This is a genomic window from Carnobacterium divergens (assembly GCF_900258435.1).
GTDB lineage: Bacteria > Bacillota > Bacilli > Lactobacillales > Carnobacteriaceae > Carnobacterium > Carnobacterium divergens_A.
Window position 1 is genome coordinate 1,412,250 of record NZ_LT992558.1, and the last position, 13,999, is coordinate 1,426,248.

The following is a 13,999-nucleotide window of genomic DNA, read 5'->3' on the forward strand; positions in this document are numbered from 1 at the left end:
ATACATAAGTCAAGAAACCTCTAACGAATTTAACAAAATCCTTAGAAAGAATATCATATCTCGCCTATCTATGTTAAAATAATAAAAGAATTTAAAAAGAGATGGAGATTGAAAAAATGGATGTGCATAAAGCAGATATCGTCATAAGTGCAGTTTCACCTGCCCAATACCCAAGTACAGGACTGCCTGAAATTGCTTTAGCGGGGCGTTCAAATGTTGGGAAATCATCTTTTATTAATCGGATGATTAATCGTAAAGGGTTAGCTAGAACTTCTGGCAAACCAGGAAAAACACAAACGCTAAACTTTTATATTATTGAAGAACAATTTTACTTTGTTGATGTACCTGGCTATGGTTACGCAAAGGTCTCAAAAACAGAACGTGCTAAATGGGGTCAAATGCTTGAAACGTATTTGACACAACGAGATACTTTAAAAGCTGTTTTGTCAGTTGTTGACTTGCGTCATGCACCAAGTAGTGAAGACGTTCAAATGTATGAGTTTTTAAAATATTATGAATTGCCAGTAATCGTGGTAGCAACGAAAGCTGATAAAATCCCTCGTGGCAAATGGAACAAACATATCAAAATTGTAAAAGATACCTTGAATTTTGACGAAAATGATGAATTTATTATGTTCTCATCAGAAACTGGTGAAGGCAAAGAAGAAGCATGGAACGTCATTGAAAAATATTTAGATTTATAAGAAATCGTTATTTTAAAACCTGAAACAATTAAGATTTTTCTTAGTTGTTTTTTTAAATGAATTAAAATAGAGCAGATGATTTAAGTTAGTATAAAAAAGGACGGATTCAGTTGAAAATACTATTATATGGTGTTAGTCATCAAACGACGCCGATTGAAATAAGAGAACGATACACGATCGAAGAAGCAGATGTACCTCATCACTTATCCAAAATAAAAGAATTTACTGGAGTCGAAGAGGCGGTTATTTTAACAACCTGTAATCGAACTGAATATTATTTGTATATTGATCAGACTGAATTTATGCATGGCGAGATGTTACGCTACATTGGAGAGCATACTGGTTTTGATGTTTCAGATGTGATTTCAACTAGTTATGGTAAATCCAATAGTGACGTAGCGACTCATCTTTTTTCAGTAGCAACAGGATTGGATTCATTAATGGTTGGAGAAACACAAATTTTAAGTCAAGTAAAAGGAGCATTAAAAATCGCACAAGATGCTCATACTGCAGGTCCTATCTTGAGTTCGTTATTTAATAAAGCTGTTTCCTTTTCTAAAAAAGCCCATACAGAAACCTTACTGGATCAACTATCTTTCAATCCAAGTACCGCTGCCGTTAAGTTTTTTAAAGAAGAATGGACAACAATAGAAGAAAAACGATTTTTATTAGTTGGGGCTGGAAAAATGATTCGATTAGCAGCGAAATCACTGATTCAAAATGGAGCCACTCATATTACCGTTTTAAATCGACATGATGAAAAAGCAACAGATCTTGCAGATGAACTAAATGAGTGGGTACAATCGATCAAACATCCCCATCAGTTGAAGCGTTATTTTTATTCAGGAAAGTATGCTAATTTAGCAATGGCGCTAGCAAGTACGGATGGCGTCATCGTTGCAACTAAATCTTCTGAATATATCATTCACTCATTAGTGATTCAACAAATGCAACAGATTCGTCGAGGAAAAAAAGAGCTAACATTAGTTGATTTAGCCGTACCACGTAACGTTGATCCAGAAATTCAATTAGTAGAAGGAATTCATGTTTATGATATGGATCAAATAGGAACGAAGATTGATGATTTTAAAATTGAGCGAGAAAAAATCATAAAAAATATTCATTTCCAATTAGATGAAGCTGTGCTTCGCTTTAATAGCTGGTACCAAGAAAGACGTGCGGTTCCTTATATGTATCAATTACGAACCAAAACAATTGAGTTAAGAAAACGTACGATGAAAAGCTTGCATCAAAAATTACCTGATTTGAATGACCGAGAATTGCGAATGATTGACAAGCATTTCCAAAGTGTGATGAACCAATTGTCTAAAGCGCCTATTCAGTCGATGAAAGAGCTAGCCAAAACCAACCCCAACATTGATGCGAATGATGGATTAGAAAGCTTTGTGCGAAGTTTGGGACTATTAAAAGAAGAGGAAAAAATTGTTGTACCAGTTGAAGGCGTAAAAATCATGGAAAGTGAGGGAGACTTATGAGAAAAACAGAACGTTCAGAAAAGGCTTTTAAACAAGCCGTTTACTTAATGCCAGGAGGGGTGAACAGCCCGGTTCGTGCGTTTAAATCAGTTGATGTTCCCCCTATTTTTATGAAAAAAGGGCAAGGAAGTCATATCGTTGATATTGATGGCAATGAGTACATTGATTATGTCTTATCATGGGGGCCACTTATTTTAGGACATGCAGAACCTCGTGTTGTGGAGGCAATTCAGCAGGCAGCCGTTTCAGGTACAAGCTTTGGCACGCCAACCTTAATGGAAAATCAATTAGCCGAGTTAGTAATTGAACGCGTTCCTTCAATTGAAATGGTGCGGTTTGTCAATTCAGGAACCGAAGCGACCATGAGTGCCTTACGACTTGCAAGAGGGTACACAAAACGGGATAAAATTTTAAAATTAGAAGGCAGTTACCATGGTCATGACGATGCGTTATTAGTAAAAGTAGGATCAGGTGTTGCTACTTTAGGCTTACCAGATTCACCAGGTGTCCCTAAAAAGACAACAGAGAATACATTGGTCGCACCTTACAATGATTTAAATGCAGTGATTGAAATTTTTACCCAGTACGCTGGCGAAATTGCGGCTGTGATTGTTGAACCGGTAGCTGGTAATATGGGGGTTATTCCACCAGTAAAAGGCTTTTTAGAAGGTCTACGCACAGTGACTCAACAAGATGGCGCCTTATTAATTTTTGATGAAGTTATGTCAGGTTTTCGTGTTGGCTACCATAGTGCTCAAGGGCATTACAACGTTATTCCAGATTTAACGTGTCTTGGAAAAGTAATTGGTGGAGGCGTTCCAGTTGGGGCGTATGGTGGAAAACGAGAAATTATGGAAATGATGGCGCCAAGTGGTAGTGTATATCAAGCAGGTACCTTATCAGGCAATCCAATCGCAATGGCTGCTGGTTTTGCTACACTTTCTAACCTAACAAAAGAAGCCTATCTTCATTTTGAAAAACTAGGAGATACGTTAGAACAGGGGATTCTATCTTTAAGCAAAACCTATCATATTCCGGTTACTATTAATCGTGCAGGAAGTATGATTGGAATGTTTTTTAATGAAGGTCCGGTGACAAACTACCAACAAAGTAAAGCAAGTGATACAGTCTTTTTCTCTAATTATTACCGAGAAATGGCAAATCGTGGTATTTTTTTACCGCCATCTCAGTTCGAAGGCATCTTTTTATCAACCGCGCATTCTTTAGCAGATATTGAACAAACATTAGATGCCATGGAGTCCAGTTTTCAAGCGTTAAAAAATGAAGCATAAGAGTGCTTAAAAGGAGATAATTCAATGGATTTTAATGATTACCAAAAGCTTGCAAATCGTACATTATATGGAAACGAACAAGTTTTAACAAATTGCGCCTTAGGTTTAGCAGGGGAAACAGGGGAATTAATTGACTCGATTAAAAAATACACCTTTCATGGTCATGATTTAAATAAAGAAGAGTTGGTAAAAGAAATGGGAGATGTTTTGTGGTATCTTTCTCAAATAGCTGAATGGGCCGATATTCCTTTTGAAGAGGTTGCCAAACAAAATATTGAAAAATTGCAACGTCGATATCCAGATGGTTTTTCAAAAGAGGCTAGTTTAAATCGTGAAGAATCCTAATTCGCTACAAAAAAAGAAGTCCAGTTAACTGGGCTTCTTTTTATTCTATCTATTACTCTTCTTTTTTATCTTTGTCGTCTTTTTCTTTTTCATCATCATCTTCTTCACGTTTTTTTTCTTTAGGTTCAACGGCAAATTTGCTGAATAAATCATCTAAACTTGTTTCTGTTTTATGCGTAAGTCCCATAGAAAAGACCTCCTTTACTAAACTTCGTATCTTTATTTTAGCGGATTTACATAAAAAAATCCAGTTATCCGGATAAATTCAATTGACAACTAACGATTACGGTTGTAAACTAGATGTAGATGTTGATTACAGTTGTAAATGGATTGGAGGGATTAGAGTGAAGCAAGTAGAGCAACCAAAAATCAGCGATGCTGAATGGGAAGTAATGCGTGTCGCATGGTCAAAAAAAGAAGTCAACAGTCAAGAAATTGTCGCCGTTTTAAAAGATAAAATGGATTGGAAACCAGCAACTATTAAAACGCTGATAGGAAGATTGGTGAAAAAAGGATTGCTGTTAACGAAAGCAGAAGGAAATCGTTATATTTATTTTCCAAGTGTCAGTGAAGCAGATAGCATGATTAGTGCAACAGAGAATTTATTTGCGCATGTTTGTAGCAAAAAAATAGGGAGTACAATTGGTACGCTTATTTCAGAAGCAACCTTAACATTCGACGATATCGCACTGTTAGAAGCGTTAATTCAAAAAAAGAAAGCAGAAGGTGTGGAAGCAATTGAATGCAATTGCATCCCAGGTCAATGCGAGTGTCAAGAACATTAAATGAAAAGAGGAATAGCATCATGACAAAAACGATTTTAAAAATAAAGGGCATGTCCTGTGAGCATTGCGTAAAAACCGTTACAGATTGTTTATCTGAACAAGATGGTGTTGAAAAAGTAAAAGTTCATTTAAAAAAAGGCGAAGCTAAAGTCATTTTTGATGACTTATTGCAAACTTCTGAAAAATTAAGTGACATTGTTGCTTTAGCAGGTTATGAGTCAAGTGTCCTTAAATAAAAAGAGCAAACAAATGGTTTGCTCTTTTTTTATGCAATTTAAAATGTATGAAAACGTTAATTTTGTATAAAAATAATAAAAAGAGACAAAATAACGAATTTTTATTGTATAAAAATCCGTTTTCTGTTACACTTTAAAACAAGTTACTAAACGGAAGACAACTAAATACTAAAAAGGACAAGAGGAGAAACGCGATGATTAAAAAGAAATTAATTCCACTAATATTTTTACTGACAATGCTTACTAGCACGTTCCTTATCAGTTCAACTGCACAAGCAGAAGATATCTCGTTAACCGATATCAAAGAAAAAGGAACATTGGTGATCGGAACAAGTGCAGATTACCCTCCCTATGAATTTCATGCAAAATTAGATGGAAAAGATCAAATAGTAGGCATGGATATTCAAATTGCAGATAAAATTGCCAAAGATTTAGGCGTTAAACTTGAAATTCGTGATTTAAACTATGATGGATTGCTTTCAGCTTTAGAAGCTGGCAAAGCAGATATGATTATTGCGGGGATGAACCCAACTGATGAAAGACGTCAAAGCGTTGATTTTTCGGATATCTACTATCAAGGTGGTCAATTTATTATTATTCGTAAAGAGGATAAGGATAAATTCAAACAAAGAAGTGATTTTGAAGGAACTAAATTAGGCGTTCAAAAAGGCACGATGCAAGAAGATGTAACCAAAAATCAAATTAAAAACGTTAAAGTAACAGGTTTAGCAAAGATTCCTAACTTAATCTTAGATTTAAAAACAAAAAAAATTGATGGCATTGTTTTAGAAGAGCCAAGCGCATTAGCATATGTTTCAAATGATGATAGTTTAGCTTATATCGACGGCAAATTTGATCTTGAGGAAAATCAACAAGGTTCAGCCATTGCCTTTAAAAAAGGTTCAACCAGTTTAGTAAATGCTGTAAATGGGTCGATTTCTGAAATCAAAGAACAGGATAAAATTCCTTCGTACATTAAAATAGCCGGAAAACAACTTGTTGAAGGACAGGGTGGAAACGAAGACGGTGGGAAAAAATCGATTTTTTCTTTTTGGGAATATTTTGCCAAAGGAACAGGTTATACGGTTTTTATTGCCTTTATTAGTGTGATTTTAGGAATTATCATTGGCGCTTCGTTAGCTTTAATGAGACTATCGCAAAATAAATTGATTCGCATTATTGCAACAGCATATGTCGAATTTGTTCGGGGTACACCGATGATGATTCAAGTGATGTTTATCTACTTTGCTTTAGGAGTCATTGTAAATATACCCGCATTATTAGCAGGAATTATTGCAGTTTCATTAAACAGCGGCGCTTATATTTGTGAAATTATTCGTTCTGGTTTAAACTCTGTTTCAAAAGGCCAAATGGAAGCAGCAAGAAGTTTAGGATTAGGCAAAAGAGACGCGATGCGTTACATTATTTTCCCGCAAGCTTTGAAAAATATTTGGCCTGCGTTAGGCAATGAATTTATTACAGTAATTAAGGAAAGTTCAATTGTATCCATTATTGGCGTTGGCGATTTGATTTATCAAACCAATGTTGTAACGGCTGTAACATACCGTGCTGTAGCACCATTAGCGATTACAATGGTGATTTACTTTATTTTAACTTATAGTTTAACTAAATTGCTAAACTACTATGAAGGGAAGATGAATCATGATTAATGTTCAGCACTTAAAAAAAACATACGGCGAGAATGTCGTTTTAAAAGATATCAATGAAGAAATAAGCAAAGGAGAGGTAGTCGTGATTATTGGACCATCGGGTTCCGGTAAAAGTACGTTTCTACGTTGTTTGAATCTCTTAGAAGAACCAACTGCAGGTGATATTATTTTTGAAGAAACAACCATTACAAAGGTAGATCAAAAAAAATTAAACCAATTACGAGAAAAAATGGGAATGGTTTTTCAAAATTTCAATTTATTTCCACATATGACGGTTCTTGAAAATTTAAAAATTGCTCCAATGAAAGTCAAAGGATTATCTGAAAAAGAAGCGACAGCTAAAGGATTAGATTTATTAAAAAAAGTTGGCTTAGAAGATAAAGCAGCTGTTTATCCGGCTAGTTTATCAGGAGGACAACAACAACGGGTTGCGATTGCTCGTGCGCTAGCGATGGATCCAGATGTAATGCTCTTTGATGAACCAACGTCTGCGCTTGACCCTGAGATGGTAGGGGAAGTATTAAAGGTAATGAAGGACCTAGCTGAATCAGGAATGACGATGGTGGTCGTGACCCATGAAATGGGCTTTGCCAAAGAAGTCGCGGATCGTGTTTTATTTATGGACGGTGGCTATATCGTAGAGGATGGAACGCCGATAGAATTATTTGAAAATCCTCAAACAGAACGTGCACAAGATTTTTTAGCAAAAGTATTATAAAAAAATGGCTTAGTATCGGTTTACTCCAATACTAAGCCATTTTTAATTTTATTCAGGTAGATGAATATCACTGGGTTCAACGTGAACTTTTGTATCAAAGACGTTAAACTGTTCCAGCAACATCGCTTCAACTTCTTCTGTAATTTCATGACTGTGTTTAACCGTCATTTCAGGAGCCGTCCAAATGACCACGTCTACAAAAGTATTTGCGCCGTAATTTCTGGCTTTGATTGTTCGAACACTTTCAATACCTTTGATTGCAAGAACCGCTTGTTTGTATTCTTCTAGTTTTTCTTCATTAAACCCATCAGATAAAGAAAAAGCACTTTCTCGAAAAATCTCAATTGCTGTTTTTAAAATCAAAAGAGCAACAATGACAGCAGTTAAGCCATCTAACCAAGGCATTCCAAAAGCCGAACCAAAAATCGCAATCGCTGCTCCGATACTTGTCCAAGCATCGCTTAAATTATCTTTAGCAGCAGCCATCAACGCACCACTTTTTATTTTTTTAGCTAAATTTCGATTGTAAATGTAAACAGCAATCATAACAAATGTGCTGGCGATCGCAGTATAGCCAGCAATGGGATCAGGAGCGACACTTTCACCTTCGATTAACTTTGTAATAGCAGAATACAGCACTTCAAGCCCCACTGCTAACATAATAAAGGAAGTCACCATACTTGCAACAGTTTCAGCTTTCCAATGTCCATAAGGATGGTCATCATCAGCAGGGCGACGAGCAAGTCGAAGTCCAATTAAAACAGCAATTGAAGCAATGATATCTGTCGTATTATTTAAACCATCTGCTCGTAACGCAGCAGAACCGGCTAAGTTTCCAATAAATAATTTAGCAACTGAAAGAGCTAAATAAGCTACAATACTAACGATTGCCCCACGTTCCGCAATCTTTAATTCTTGATAACGTTCCTCCATCATAAGTCCCATTTTATCCACTCCCAATTTTTACAACAATAGAAATAGTTTACTCAATTTTAGAAGTAAAATCAAACAAATTCAATCAAATTGGCTTAAAAAATTATCTGAATTTCATAGTTAAATCAATGCTAAAACAAGAATCAAGGATGCCTAAAAATTAAATAAAAGACACTTTATTATTTATTATAGACTAATGAATAAATGAATGGTTCAATTATAGTTAGTGTATTTAGTTTTTTTACATAAAATGATTAAAAGTTGAAACCAAATGATAAGAATGAGTATCTAATAAGGGAGTACTCAGAAATGAAGGAGAGGTTTTACAATGGATATAAAGCGTATTGTTCAAGCTATTAAAGGAGATAAACTAGCCTTTGAAGGATTACTACTTGAAATGCAAGAGCAACTGTATCGAACTGCGTATATTTATATGCAAAACAAAGAAGATGCACTGGATGTTTTACAAGAAACAGCATATCTAGGAATGAAATCTATTTATCAGTTGAGAGATCCAAGTCTTTTTAAAACATGGCTAACTAGAATTTTGATTAATACCGCTTTAAAAGAACTTAAACAAAAAAAGAAAGTTCATTTTTCAGGTGAGGAGCAGTTGATTTTTCTTAAAACAAATGAAGTGGAAAATGATTTAGATTTAGTGAGAGCAATAGGTATGTTAAAGGAAGATTATCGTATTGTTATTTTATTACATTATTATCAAGGGTTAAGTATAAAAGAGCTTTCTCTTGCACTAAATATACCTGAAGGAACAATAAAAACAAACTTATCCAGAGGTAGAAAATGTTTGAAAACTTTACTAGAGGAGGTTGACTATAATGGATTCCAAACAAATTAAAGAAAAAATCAATGAAATTGAAGTGCCTATCGAAGAAGTGAGACAGGCACTAAAGTTGGGGATTGAACAAGCTGATTCAAAAAGAAGAAAGTTGCTTTTTGGAAAAAAAGTAGCAATTGGAGGAAGCATTCTTATAGTGGCCTGCCTGTTATTATTGTTTACCTTACCTATAAAAACATTAAATAGTTTGGCAAAAGTACCGATTGTTCATAGTATAATTGAATTCAGAAGCGAAAAAGGCAGTGTTATAAAAGAAGAAGGAGATCCAACTCCAGTGGGTGTTTATGTAACAGATCAAGGAATTAAGTTAACTATAGATACAATTTATCGAGATGGCGGACAAATTGACATTTCATACTCCTACGAAGGAGCACCTGATTTACTCACAATTGATGAGATTGATAATTACGCGGCTAGTAAGTCAATCCAATTAGCTGATAGTAATTTGACTGTAAATCTTCCACGTGAACAAGTTAAAATTGAGTATAAAAATGTCTTAAGAAATGAAAAGAATGTGTACTTTGGAAAAATAATAATCAACTACCTTGACCCAGCTGACGAGCTTAAAGAAACTCTTCCGCTCATTGCTACAGAGATTAATGGAGTAAAAGGGAAATGGGCGTTAAAAGTACCCCTTAAAGAAGTAAAAACAACTCTTTTTGAAGTTGATAAATTAATTCATTTAAATGATGAAGTACAAATGAAAATTGATAAAATTGTACAAGGGAAAACGACTACGACAATTCAATACAGCGTTGTTAAGCCAAAAGAGGACGATATTGCAGAGATAAAAATGGGTATTATTGAACCAGGTCAAAGCTTACAAGTATTTGAAGGAAATCCAAGTCATCTTTATAGCGACTTTTACCCGAGTCAGCTTATAAAAAAAGTAAATCTCAATAATAAAGAAGAACGTAGCATTTATCAATTAAATTTAACGAATCCACCAAATGAGAATTCAGTGAATGCTGCTGTTTATATTGATTATAAAGGAGAAAATCTAAGTCATGAGTTTTCAGAATCACTTCCAATTTTTTTTCAAGGACCAAAAGGGACATTGGATTTTGAACTCTATCATTATGAAGTAATGGATGGTCAGCTTCTTGTTGATATCAAAACCAAAGAAGAAAAAAAAGAAACGGTTGACATTATTTCTACAATAGACAAGTGGATGCCTAAAATTTATAGTTCAAAAAAAGCTAGCGAATTTTCAAAAAATGATAGAACACTGAATGTCAGACAGTATGAAGAAGAAAGCAAAGAATTATTAGCAAATTTGAAAGAGTTTGAGCTTCACCATACAGTGGTAGAGCAATTAGATGAAAACGATCATACAGTTAGAATTATTTTTGATTTAGCAAGGGCTATTCATCCAGTTACTCATGAATCTGTTACTATTCATGAAATAACAAACGATAATTTATTTTCAGTCTATCTTCAAAAAAGCTCTTACACCCATGATCAAGTTATTGAAATACCAATTGCTCAACCTTAATACTATCAATAAAAAAACATGGAATCCATTTTATTAAATGTTGATTCCATGTTTTTTTTTCTAATTGTCAAAGCTTCTTAAAAATAATGACAACTCTCTTAATCCAGCAACTAAAGTATCTGTTGGTGCGCAAAAACCTAAACGCGCGTGAAAAGGTGTTTCAAAACGGGTGCCTGGAACAAGTAAGACCCCTTTTTCTTTCAATAAACGCAAACAAAATTCCTCTACATCAATTGGGATATCTAGTTTTATAAAGGAGGTTGAAACAGATTTAGGCAAAATAAGAGACACCCGCGGTTCTTTTTGAACCCAATCGGTTAAAATAGCCAAATTCGTTGCAACAATAGATCGATTGCGTTCTAAAATCATCGCTTTATTTTTTAAAGCATGAACCGCTAAAGCATCGTCAAGAACGCCTGCACAAATCATCGTATAATCGCGATATTTTCTAAATAAATCGGCAATTTCTTTTGACGAGGCTGTCCATCCGACTCTAAGACCTGGCAAAGAGTAGGTTTTCGATAAACTGTTGGTAGCAATTCCTTTTTCGTACAAGTCAACGATGGAAGGAATCGTTTGAGTCGAATCTAAGCACTGATACACCTCGTCGACCAGAATGTACGCGTCAACTTTCCTAGCTAAGAGTACAATTTCTTTTAAAAAGGCTTCATCTAATAACGTTCCAGTTGGGTTGTTTGCGTTGTTTAGACAAATAAGCTTTGTGTTTGGTTGGATAAGTTTTTTTAATTCTTCGATTCTTGGCAACCATTGATTTGACTCATAAATGGACCAATAGTCAACAGTGGCACCTAATGATTTTGGGATATCGTATAATTGTTGGTAACTCGGATGTAGTGCAATAACATGGTCACCAGCTTCAACAAGTGCATACAAAGCTAATAGATTAGCCCCAGTAGCACCATTTGTTTGAAGAATGGCTTCAGGTGATACCGTGGTGTATAGTTGGCTAACTTCTTCTTTAAATTCAGGAGAACCTTCAATCCATCCATAATTTAACGTTGTTTTCGACTGTTCTTTGAAAAAAGCTTCGATTGTTGATCCATCAAGACCAATTAATTCTTCTACGGTAAGCGAGGCGATGGAACTGCCTGCAATATCATAAATTGCTTCGTTTTCCCACTCGTTTAACCATTCTTCTACACCAAAAGGCGCAATATTCATTTTATTCCCTCACTTCTAATGTTTACTCTCTTCCATTAGTTTAACTGAAAAGACACAATAAAGGTAGTGAATTTAGGCTTATTTATTTAAAAAAGTTGGCAATTCAATGTAGTTCCCGTAATAAGCAAAAGTAGCTGTTTGAATGAAGACAGCAATGTCTGCAACGTTTAATGAAGCATTTTCTTTAATTTGATAGTGTTGATTTTGATAAGTAAAGAAAATTTTTACGCTATCTTTATTTTCCTCGAAAAAAAGATGGTTTAGTTCGTTAACAGGTATAGAAGTGAGGGGTGTTTGATGGAGTAAAAAATATCTCTCAAAGATTAATTGATTGCCGTTAAAGTCAATTTTAACATAGTGATAGTTTAAGCCTAATAAATCAGATACGGAGATGATGCCATACATAAAAATCATCCTTTCACAATTTGATAAAACTAGTATAATTTATGAAACGCGTATCAGGTCAAGTCTTAAAGAGAGGTTCTTTAAAGTTGACAATTCATTAGTTGAAAGAGTACGCTACATTTGATTAAAGAAAAGGGGGGAGCGTTATGAAGGCGATCGAAATACTGGGAATAACCAAAATGTACCATAAAAAAGCAGCAGTTGATCACATTGACTTAACTGTTGAAGAAGGGGAAATTTATGGTTTTATTGGGCCCAATGGAGCGGGGAAGTCGACAACAATTAAAACGCTATTGAACTTTATTTATCCAACAAGTGGTTCAGCTTCAATCTTAGGATTGGATTGCGTCAAAGAGTCACAATCCATTAAGAAACAAGTGAGTTATGTATCCAGTGACGTTCGCTTTTACCCAGCAATGAATGCCATGCAAATTATGAAATATGTCGCTGATTTTCACAATCTAAAAAATGCTAAACCCATTATTAACCATTATTTTGATTATTTTGAAATAGATCCAAAGAAAAAGTTAGGAGAGATGTCTCTTGGAAATAAAAAGAAAGTGGCGGTTGTTTCAGGATTAATCGCTAATCCTCGAATGATGATTTTGGATGAACCAACAAATGGTCTTGATCCCTTAATGCAGCATCGTTTATTTGAGGTACTAAAAGAAAAAAATCAAAAAGGAATGACCCTTTTTTTATCTAGTCATGATTTAACAGAAGTACAGCGTTATTGTTCGAAGGCTGCCTTTATTAAAGAGGGGAAAATCATATCGATTGAAGACATTACAGCTGATCGAGTAGCTGGAAAAGTGGTGGAGTTAGTTGGGAATAATTTGCCAAAAGAAAAATTCATTGCAATTGGAGCGAAGTTAATCCAGCAGTCGGATAGACAGTTGAAATTCTTTTATAACGGCGACATGCAAATCCTTTTGCCATTATTGATGCATTCTGAAATTAAAGATGTTTTAATTAAAAATCAAGAACTGGAAGATAAATTTATGACAATGTACGAAAAGGGGGCATTGCAATGACCTTAATTAAAATTGAATGGCGTAATGGGATAAAAAGCTTAATTTTATGGTCAGCTGCCGTAATGTTGATTTTAGGTTTGTTTATGGCTGTTTTCCCAACGATGCAAAGTTCTGGGATGAAGGATATTGTCAATACGAAGTTAGACGCGATGCCTAGTGAACTTTTGAAGATGTTTAATTTACAAGGTGGAACAAGTTTATTAGAAGTAACAGGTTACTTTGCCTATGTTTTCCAATACCTCTTTTTGGCAGCAGGAATATACGCAGTTCTATTAGGGGCAACTGCGTTAGTCAAAGAAGAAACAGATGGCACGATTGATTTTTTATACGCACAACCTCTCTCGAGAAGAGACATCGTTTTTTATAAGCAAATTGCAAATACGTTGTTGTTGGCATTATTTTGGCTGTTTACCTGGCTTTTTTCATTTGGAATCATTTATGTTTTTAAAGAAAAAGGATCTAATTGGTCAACGATTGTTTCACAAATCAATCGCGTTTTTTTAAATGAAGGCCTAGTGTTACTGCTTTTATTCGCCATTGGTTTCTGTTTTTCACCAATCTTAAAGTCGAGTAAACAAACAACTGGAGTGGCTTTAGGATTTATTTTTGGTACCTATATCTTAGGGATCCTTTCTGAAATTAATAGCAAAGTAGAATGGCTGAAGAATGTATCGCCACTTCACTATGCTGTCCCCTCAACAACCTTAAATGAAAATATGAAGGGCATTCATCTGCTCATTTGTGTGATGGGGATTATTGCATTTAGTGGTTTAAGTTATTTCTTTTATGAAAAAAAAGATTTTAAAGGATAAAAAAAGAGCCAACAAGATTAAATTCTTGTTGGCCCT

At 34.8% G+C, this 13,999-nt stretch carries 16 protein-coding genes; 12 read left to right on the top strand and 4 right to left on the bottom strand.

What is annotated here, in order from left to right; genetic code table 11:
- Positions 1-116: 116 nt before the first annotated feature.
- From yihA to CDIMF43_RS07195, 4 genes are all read left to right on the top strand, one after another.
- Complete coding sequence (gene yihA, locus CDIMF43_RS07180) at positions 117-704, top strand: ribosome biogenesis GTP-binding protein YihA/YsxC (protein ID WP_034570168.1); 588 nt, start codon at positions 117-119, stop codon at positions 702-704.
- Positions 705-814: 110 nt separating this feature from the next.
- The gene (gene hemA / locus CDIMF43_RS07185) at positions 815-2,200 is read left to right on the top strand and encodes a glutamyl-tRNA reductase (RefSeq protein WP_109841599.1); all 1,386 of its coding nucleotides are present in this window, start codon (positions 815-817) and stop codon (positions 2,198-2,200) included.
- Positions 2,197-3,492 (top strand): glutamate-1-semialdehyde 2,1-aminomutase, encoded by a 1,296-nt coding sequence (gene hemL / locus CDIMF43_RS07190; RefSeq protein ID WP_109841600.1) that lies wholly within the window; start codon positions 2,197-2,199, stop codon positions 3,490-3,492. Before hemA ends, hemL begins: the two co-directional genes overlap by 4 nt.
- A 24-nt stretch (positions 3,493-3,516) precedes the next feature.
- Positions 3,517-3,837: a nucleoside triphosphate pyrophosphohydrolase family protein gene (locus CDIMF43_RS07195; RefSeq protein ID WP_034570164.1), complete on the top strand. Its 321-nt coding sequence runs from the start codon at positions 3,517-3,519 to the stop codon at positions 3,835-3,837.
- A gap of 52 nt (positions 3,838-3,889) precedes the next feature.
- Here CDIMF43_RS07195 and CDIMF43_RS13890 read toward each other — a convergent pair whose 3' ends face one another.
- Positions 3,890-4,024 (bottom strand): SPJ_0845 family protein, encoded by a 135-nt coding sequence (locus CDIMF43_RS13890; RefSeq protein ID WP_252850148.1) that lies wholly within the window; start codon positions 4,022-4,024, stop codon positions 3,890-3,892.
- Between the two features lie 157 nt (positions 4,025-4,181).
- Between CDIMF43_RS13890 and CDIMF43_RS07200 the strand changes: the two genes are divergently transcribed.
- The 4 genes from CDIMF43_RS07200 (at position 4,182) to CDIMF43_RS07215 (ending at position 7,246) form a co-directional block, all read left to right on the top strand.
- Complete coding sequence (locus CDIMF43_RS07200; RefSeq protein WP_074402912.1) at positions 4,182-4,622, top strand: CopY/TcrY family copper transport repressor; 441 nt, start codon at positions 4,182-4,184, stop codon at positions 4,620-4,622.
- A gap of 20 nt (positions 4,623-4,642) precedes the next feature.
- Positions 4,643-4,858 carry a cation transporter gene (locus tag CDIMF43_RS07205; protein ID WP_074402911.1) on the top strand — a complete coding sequence of 72 codons (216 nt, stop codon included), beginning with the start codon at positions 4,643-4,645 and terminating at the stop codon, positions 4,856-4,858.
- Positions 4,859-5,052: 194 nt separating this feature from the next.
- The gene (locus tag CDIMF43_RS07210; RefSeq protein WP_109841601.1) at positions 5,053-6,528 is read left to right on the top strand and encodes an ABC transporter substrate-binding protein/permease; all 1,476 of its coding nucleotides are present in this window, start codon (positions 5,053-5,055) and stop codon (positions 6,526-6,528) included.
- A complete protein-coding gene (locus CDIMF43_RS07215) occupies positions 6,521-7,246 on the top strand; it encodes an amino acid ABC transporter ATP-binding protein (protein WP_074402909.1) in 726 nt (241 codons plus the stop codon). The genes CDIMF43_RS07210 and CDIMF43_RS07215 overlap by 8 nt, the downstream gene beginning before the upstream one ends.
- A 48-nt stretch (positions 7,247-7,294) precedes the next feature.
- Here the strand turns inward: CDIMF43_RS07215 and CDIMF43_RS07220 are convergent, their stop codons facing one another.
- Positions 7,295-8,182 (bottom strand): cation diffusion facilitator family transporter, encoded by an 888-nt coding sequence (locus CDIMF43_RS07220; RefSeq protein WP_074403110.1) that lies wholly within the window; start codon positions 8,180-8,182, stop codon positions 7,295-7,297.
- 325 nt (positions 8,183-8,507) lie between these two features.
- Here CDIMF43_RS07220 and CDIMF43_RS07225 point away from each other — a divergent pair, with 325 nt between their 5' ends.
- Positions 8,508-9,035: a sigma-70 family RNA polymerase sigma factor gene (locus tag CDIMF43_RS07225; RefSeq protein WP_074402908.1), complete on the top strand. Its 528-nt coding sequence runs from the start codon at positions 8,508-8,510 to the stop codon at positions 9,033-9,035.
- A complete protein-coding gene (locus CDIMF43_RS07230) occupies positions 9,016-10,530 on the top strand; it encodes a DUF4179 domain-containing protein (protein ID WP_109841602.1) in 1,515 nt (504 codons plus the stop codon). The genes CDIMF43_RS07225 and CDIMF43_RS07230 overlap by 20 nt, the downstream gene beginning before the upstream one ends.
- A gap of 60 nt (positions 10,531-10,590) precedes the next feature.
- Here CDIMF43_RS07230 and CDIMF43_RS07235 read toward each other — a convergent pair whose 3' ends face one another.
- Both CDIMF43_RS07235 and CDIMF43_RS07240 read right to left on the bottom strand, forming a co-directional pair.
- Positions 10,591-11,712 carry an aminotransferase gene (locus CDIMF43_RS07235; RefSeq protein ID WP_109841603.1) on the bottom strand — a complete coding sequence of 374 codons (1,122 nt, stop codon included), beginning with the start codon at positions 11,710-11,712 and terminating at the stop codon, positions 10,591-10,593.
- Positions 11,713-11,790: 78 nt separating this feature from the next.
- Entirely contained in the window at positions 11,791-12,117 is a 327-nt protein-coding gene (locus tag CDIMF43_RS07240; protein ID WP_109841604.1) for a hypothetical protein, read from the bottom strand.
- A gap of 146 nt (positions 12,118-12,263) precedes the next feature.
- Between CDIMF43_RS07240 and CDIMF43_RS07245 the strand changes: the two genes are divergently transcribed.
- The gene (locus CDIMF43_RS07245) at positions 12,264-13,151 is read left to right on the top strand and encodes an ABC transporter ATP-binding protein (protein WP_109841605.1); all 888 of its coding nucleotides are present in this window, start codon (positions 12,264-12,266) and stop codon (positions 13,149-13,151) included.
- The gene (locus tag CDIMF43_RS07250; RefSeq protein WP_109841606.1) at positions 13,148-13,963 is read left to right on the top strand and encodes an ABC transporter permease subunit; all 816 of its coding nucleotides are present in this window, start codon (positions 13,148-13,150) and stop codon (positions 13,961-13,963) included. The genes CDIMF43_RS07245 and CDIMF43_RS07250 overlap by 4 nt, the downstream gene beginning before the upstream one ends.
- Positions 13,964-13,999: the final 36 nt, after the last annotated feature.

Coding starts and splice junctions, on each gene's coding strand:
- CDIMF43_RS07230 (WP_109841602.1), top strand. CDS start 9,016: ATGGATTCCAAACAAATTAAAGAAAAAATCAATGAAATTGAAGTGCCT.
- CDIMF43_RS07240 (WP_109841604.1), bottom strand. CDS start 12,117: ATGTATGGCATCATCTCCGTATCTGATTTATTAGGCTTAAACTATCAC.
- CDIMF43_RS07205 (WP_074402911.1), top strand. CDS start 4,643: ATGACAAAAACGATTTTAAAAATAAAGGGCATGTCCTGTGAGCATTGC.
- hemL (WP_109841600.1), top strand. CDS start 2,197: ATGAGAAAAACAGAACGTTCAGAAAAGGCTTTTAAACAAGCCGTTTAC.
- CDIMF43_RS07215 (WP_074402909.1), top strand. CDS start 6,521: ATGATTAATGTTCAGCACTTAAAAAAAACATACGGCGAGAATGTCGTT.
- CDIMF43_RS13890 (WP_252850148.1), bottom strand. CDS start 4,024: ATGGGACTTACGCATAAAACAGAAACAAGTTTAGATGATTTATTCAGC.
- CDIMF43_RS07225 (WP_074402908.1), top strand. CDS start 8,508: ATGGATATAAAGCGTATTGTTCAAGCTATTAAAGGAGATAAACTAGCC.
- CDIMF43_RS07220 (WP_074403110.1), bottom strand. CDS start 8,182: ATGATGGAGGAACGTTATCAAGAATTAAAGATTGCGGAACGTGGGGCA.
- CDIMF43_RS07195 (WP_034570164.1), top strand. CDS start 3,517: ATGGATTTTAATGATTACCAAAAGCTTGCAAATCGTACATTATATGGA.
- CDIMF43_RS07250 (WP_109841606.1), top strand. CDS start 13,148: ATGACCTTAATTAAAATTGAATGGCGTAATGGGATAAAAAGCTTAATT.
- yihA (WP_034570168.1), top strand. CDS start 117: ATGGATGTGCATAAAGCAGATATCGTCATAAGTGCAGTTTCACCTGCC.
- CDIMF43_RS07210 (WP_109841601.1), top strand. CDS start 5,053: ATGATTAAAAAGAAATTAATTCCACTAATATTTTTACTGACAATGCTT.
- CDIMF43_RS07245 (WP_109841605.1), top strand. CDS start 12,264: ATGAAGGCGATCGAAATACTGGGAATAACCAAAATGTACCATAAAAAA.
- CDIMF43_RS07235 (WP_109841603.1), bottom strand. CDS start 11,712: ATGAATATTGCGCCTTTTGGTGTAGAAGAATGGTTAAACGAGTGGGAA.